This is a genomic window from Microcystis sp. LEGE 00066 (assembly GCF_015207925.1).
Lineage (GTDB): Bacteria > Cyanobacteriota > Cyanobacteriia > Cyanobacteriales > Microcystaceae > Microcystis > Microcystis ichthyoblabe_A.
On sequence record NZ_JADEVX010000254.1, the window covers coordinates 1 to 4,742 of the forward strand.

Annotated in this window: 6 protein-coding genes; 4 read left to right on the plus strand and 2 right to left on the minus strand. The window is 41.4% G+C overall.

The window, feature by feature from the left end:
• Window positions 1–73 precede the first annotated feature (73 nt).
• Both IQ224_RS21680 and IQ224_RS21685 read right to left on the minus strand, forming a co-directional pair.
• Window positions 74–529: a ferredoxin gene (locus tag IQ224_RS21680; protein WP_036402182.1), complete on the minus strand. Its 456-nt coding sequence runs from the start codon at window positions 527–529 to the stop codon at window positions 74–76.
• A 55-nt stretch (window positions 530–584) separates the two neighbouring features.
• Entirely contained in the window at window positions 585–887 is a 303-nt protein-coding gene (locus IQ224_RS21685; RefSeq protein WP_002746664.1) for a hypothetical protein, read from the minus strand.
• Between the two features lie 115 nt (window positions 888–1,002).
• Here IQ224_RS21685 and IQ224_RS21690 point away from each other — a divergent pair, with 115 nt between their 5' ends.
• The 4 genes from IQ224_RS21690 (at window position 1,003) to IQ224_RS21705 (ending at window position 4,547) form a co-directional block, all read left to right on the plus strand.
• Complete coding sequence (locus tag IQ224_RS21690; RefSeq protein ID WP_002746665.1) at window positions 1,003–1,404, plus strand: Npun_F0494 family protein; 402 nt, start codon at window positions 1,003–1,005, stop codon at window positions 1,402–1,404.
• Between the two features lie 178 nt (window positions 1,405–1,582).
• On the plus strand, window positions 1,583–3,058 hold the full coding sequence (cobQ, locus tag IQ224_RS21695) for a cobyric acid synthase CobQ (protein WP_194033483.1): 1,476 nt from the start codon (window positions 1,583–1,585) through the stop codon (window positions 3,056–3,058).
• Between the two features lie 9 nt (window positions 3,059–3,067).
• Entirely contained in the window at window positions 3,068–3,307 is a 240-nt protein-coding gene (locus IQ224_RS21700; protein ID WP_052275682.1) for a 2Fe-2S iron-sulfur cluster-binding protein, read from the plus strand.
• A 604-nt stretch (window positions 3,308–3,911) separates the two neighbouring features.
• Window positions 3,912–4,547 (plus strand): bifunctional 2-polyprenyl-6-hydroxyphenol methylase/3-demethylubiquinol 3-O-methyltransferase UbiG, encoded by a 636-nt coding sequence (locus tag IQ224_RS21705; RefSeq protein WP_194033484.1) that lies wholly within the window; start codon window positions 3,912–3,914, stop codon window positions 4,545–4,547.
• Window positions 4,548–4,742: the final 195 nt, after the last annotated feature.

Genomic DNA, 4,742 nt, shown 5'->3' on the forward strand with positions numbered 1-4,742 from the left:
ACACCCCACACCCCACACCCCACACCCTGCCCCCACGAAAAACTTTTTGCCGCAAACCCTAATTAATTGTGTTTCAGCTAGTTTTAACGCTGTTTTCCTCTATTGTTTCGGGTTCTTCTTCTGGACAGTTCAGGGAAATTGCCGGTAAATCGTGGCGAAGGAAAGCATATTCGGTGACGATTTGATTACCGATTAGGTGTTCTTGGATAATTCTTTCGATCGCTTCCTTGTTGACCCTTCCATACCAGACTCCTTCTGGGTACACTAATAAAATCGGGCCTTGGCTGCAAACCCGCAAACAGTTGGCTTTAGTGCGAAAAATACAGCCCGGACGGTTCGCGCTGGGGCGATCGAGTTGTAATTCACTTAACCGCTTCTTTAAATAATCCCACACTTCTAACCCTTCTTCCTTGTCACAACATTTTGGCTTAGTCTGATCGCAGCAGAGAAATAGATGACGCTGGATCTGGGCCAGTCCCAACTTAGCCACATTTTCCCCCAAGATATCTCTAGTGTCCGCTTCTTCCATAAATTTTTTTTATCAATTAAACTCTTGACATTGAACAGAAAATGTGCATGGCCGACTAAAATTTCGGTTTGAGGATGTAACGATAGATGAGATAAAAGATAGCGGCGAGGATTAAAGCACTTAAAACTGCGCTAACTAGCCGTAAAATCGCCGTTAAAATCGAAAAAGTCACAAAAACCCCCGCCACTGCCACGACTACCTGTGCTGGTGTGGACAGGCTGCCGTACCAAGTTTTCACTTTTTCGAGGGTGGCAGCGAAACTAACCGGGGTAGCAACGGGGGGAAAATCGTCGGTTTCGATTTCCACTTCCACTTCCTCTGGGGTATATTTAGTATCGAACGGTTCGGGAGACTTCATAAATACTCAAGCTACTTAACACTTCATCCCTATTTTATCGGTGATTGGGGTTGATAGGGGTTGGGGCGAAATTAATGTAACAATGAGTTTATCAATAGCTAGACGACTGGAATCTATGAGCCTATCGACTCCCACCATTACCGCCATCAATTATCCCGATGCTACCATTACCAGGGCCGAACGGGCCCTCTGTTGTTCTCCTTTCCGTGTCACCCTATTCGCCGCTATGCTGGAGCAAAGTGTATCACTTTTGAGCATTCCGGGTGCTGGGGGTTTAGAGAAAGGTTATACTTCCAGACTGCTGACGGAAGCAGCAGCGGAAAGCTATCTTCTCTGGTTGATTAAAGTGGGAATTTTGCGACGCGAAGTAGATGGACAGGGGATAACCGATAGTTTTCGTCTCACTCCTTTGGGGAGGAAATTAATAGAAAAATGGCAACCCCAAGGGGACTTTTTCCCTCAACCCACTTTCTGGCAAAGATTTTTAAATACTCTGCAACGTTGGTTTTCTTTTTAATGCTGTTGGGAGTCAGTTATCAGTTATCAGTTATCAGTTATCAGATGTGAGTTTTCAGTTATTAGCCTCTTGCATGAGTGCCTGTCCTTATAAGTAGCATATACTCAACGGATTTAGTATCAACTGATTACTGTTTACCGATTACTGTTCACTGAAAATGCTCAATTAAAAAAACTAGATGAAAGCAATTATGGTAGTGGGGACAACATCCCACGCGGGTAAATCTTTTTTAACTGCGGCTTTATGTCGTTTATTCAACCGAAAAGGTTGGCAGGTAACACCCTTTAAAGGTCAGAATATGGCTCTTAATGCCTATGTTACCGCCGGAGGGGAAGAAATGGGTCACGCCCAGGCGGTGCAAGCATGGGCTGCGGGGACAGTTCCCCGGGTAGAAATGAACCCAATTTTATTAAAACCCCAGGGAAATATGACCTCTCAGGTGATTATTAAAGGTAAGGCTGTTGGTGTCACCACGGCAGCGGATTATTATCAGAATTATTTTGATCAAGGTTGGCAAGCAATTAAAGAATCTTTAGCCAAATTATCGGCAGAATTTGATCTAGTTGTCTGTGAAGGTGCGGGAAGTCCGGCGGAAATAAATCTCAAACATCGGGATTTAACTAATATGCGGGTGGCTAAATATCTCGATGCCGCTACTATTTTAGTGGTGGATATTGATCGCGGGGGGGCTTTTGCTCACGTCGTCGGTACGTTAGAATTATTAGAACCGGAGGAAAGAGCTTTAATTAAAGGTATTGTGATCAATAAATTTCGCGGACAAAAATCTCTCTTAGATTCGGGGATTACTTGGCTAGAAGATTATACAAAAATTCCCGTGTTGGGAGTTCTTCCCTATAGTGATATCTTTTTAAGTGCCGAGGATTCTCTCAGTTTACTCGATCGCCCCGCCCAAAAACCCAAAGCTGAACTAAATATCAGTGTCATTCGTCTGCCTCATATCGCTAATTTTACGGATTTTGACCCTCTCTGTGGTGAAGCAACAGTTAATCTACGTTATCTAGAATTACAGGAATCTTTAGGTGATCCCGATGGGGTAATTATCCCCGGTTCTAAAACCACTGTCACTGATTTAATTGCTCTTAATCAAAGTGGTATGGCTAATCAATTACAAGCCTATCACCAAAGGGGAGGTATTATCTTTGGCATCTGTGGTGGTTTGCAAATGTTAGGGCGATTAATCCTGGATACTGAACATCGAGAAGGTTCCGATAGTGAGGCAGCTGGCTTAAATTTACTGCCTTTAAAAACGGTAATTACTGCCGAAAAAATTACCCGTCAACGACAGGTTTTATCTAATTTTCCCCAAGCGGGTTTACCAGTAACAGGATACGAAATTCACCAAGGAATAAGCGCATGGGAAAGTGAATCAGGTTATCAAAAAATGTTCGAGGAAGATGCTAGTCTAGGAATTGTTAATGATTCTCTCTCAATTTGGGGTTGTTATTTACATGGTATCTTTGATAATGGTTCTTGGCGAAGAACTTGGCTAAATCATCTGCGTCAGCGTCGCGGTTTATTATCTTTGCCTACGGGAATTGCTAACTATAGTAAACAAAGAGAAATAACCCTAGATAATATGGCTAATTTACTGGAAGAACATTTAAATCTTAAACCTATTTTTGCTCATTTGTAAGGAGAAATTATGACTATTTCAGTGCGTTTTTTACCCGATGATATCATCATAGAAGCGGAAACGGGAGAACTATTATTAGATGTGGCCAAAAAAGCGGGAATTGACATTCCTACTGGCTGTTTAATGGGTTCCTGTCACGCCTGCGAGGTAGAATTAGATGATGGTACTCAAATTTGCAGTTGTATTACTGGTATCCCCAGCGATCGAGATTCTTTAACCGTTCATTTATACTCCGATCCGCTTTGGTAGTTGTTCAGGTTTTCTGATAACAGAATTTAGCTATTACCGTTAAGTTTACGAATTCTAACTCGGAGAATACTGACTCGAAGACTTCTAACTAGGAAAAGGTTTTTGATTTTTGCAAGATGTCCATTGATGATAGTATATGCAACATATTGATAAAATAATACAAATAGGTCGTATCAATGGGATGTAAGAATAAATTTCACCAAACCCTTGACAAAAGTTACTTTTTGTATTACCCTGCGATAGTGGTGATACCACGAAAAATACTTACATATTAACTATTGGCTCTTCCGGTTTCTGTGTGGAAACGAAGCCTATACTGATAGTTTCTTCGGCAAAATAGTCGTAAAAGTCTTTCTCCGTCAAAATTTCACGATTCCATAAGCAAAAATTATCACACAAAGTCGAGAAGAGCCAACTATTTTAAGATATGTCAGATTATTATCATTATCAAAATTGGTTCTTCGGTTTGTCTTATGCAATAGACGGGAGTTATAAGGGATGGAACCCTTATAGAGAAAGACATTGGGCGATTTTTGTCAATTGTTTTTTATCTAAAGCGAACTAATCAATTAAATCCCTTACCAGATAAAGATTTTGTTGATTTATGCCCCCCTATCGAACCATAACAAGTAACGAAGAGCCTCAAAATTCTTGCTGTGGGACTGCCCACGCTTATTTGCTACCCTCTCTGAGTCAGATTTTTGCCAATCTTGCTCCTCCTGAAAAGCGTATTTTTGATCTCGGTTGTGGCAACGGTTCGATCGCTAATTGGTTATCAGAAAAAGGATTTCAAGTCAGTGGCTGCGATCCTTCCGAATCAGGGATAGCAGAGGCAAAAAAAGCCTATCCTGAACTTGATCTATACGTTGGTTCCGCCTATGATGATCTGGCTAGTAAATTTGGTAATTTTCCGCTGCTAATTAGTTTGGAAGTGGTAGAACACGTCTATGCTCCGCGCGATTATGCTAAGACCGTTTATAATCTCCTGCAACCCGGAGGATATGCGCTGATATCCACTCCCTATCATAGTTATCTCAAAAATTTAGCCCTAGCGGCTACGGGTAAGATGGACGAGCATTTTACCGCTCTTTGGGATCACGGACATATTAAATTCTGGTCTGTCAAAACCATCACAAAACTGTTAACAGAAGCTAATTTATCGGTAGAGAAAATTTATCGTATTGGTCGTATTGCTCCCTTAGCAAAGACGATGATTATTCTCGCTCGTCGGGGTGAATAAATCATACTAAATCCTGTTTAAAAGGTATAGCAGAGGAGAATAGCAGGGAATTTGAGCATTTGTACTAAAACCCACATTCCGCACCCTAAGCTGTCACAGAGAGAAATTACGGAGAGAAAAAATCAAAGTGAGCATAAAAATAAACATAAGGAGCGAAAAAAGGCATTTGAGAAACAGTAAAGCACCAAAAATGGC

Excerpts from the sequence above, each read along its gene's own strand:
- IQ224_RS21690 (WP_002746665.1), top strand. The coding sequence starts at position 1,003 with ATGAGCCTATCGACTCCCACCATTACCGCCATCAATTATCCCGATGCT.
- IQ224_RS21705 (WP_194033484.1), top strand. The coding sequence starts at position 3,912 with ATGCCCCCCTATCGAACCATAACAAGTAACGAAGAGCCTCAAAATTCT.
- IQ224_RS21680 (WP_036402182.1), bottom strand. The coding sequence starts at position 529 with ATGGAAGAAGCGGACACTAGAGATATCTTGGGGGAAAATGTGGCTAAG.
- IQ224_RS21700 (WP_052275682.1), top strand. The coding sequence starts at position 3,068 with ATGACTATTTCAGTGCGTTTTTTACCCGATGATATCATCATAGAAGCG.
- cobQ (WP_194033483.1), top strand. The coding sequence starts at position 1,583 with ATGAAAGCAATTATGGTAGTGGGGACAACATCCCACGCGGGTAAATCT.
- IQ224_RS21685 (WP_002746664.1), bottom strand. The coding sequence starts at position 887 with ATGAAGTCTCCCGAACCGTTCGATACTAAATATACCCCAGAGGAAGTG.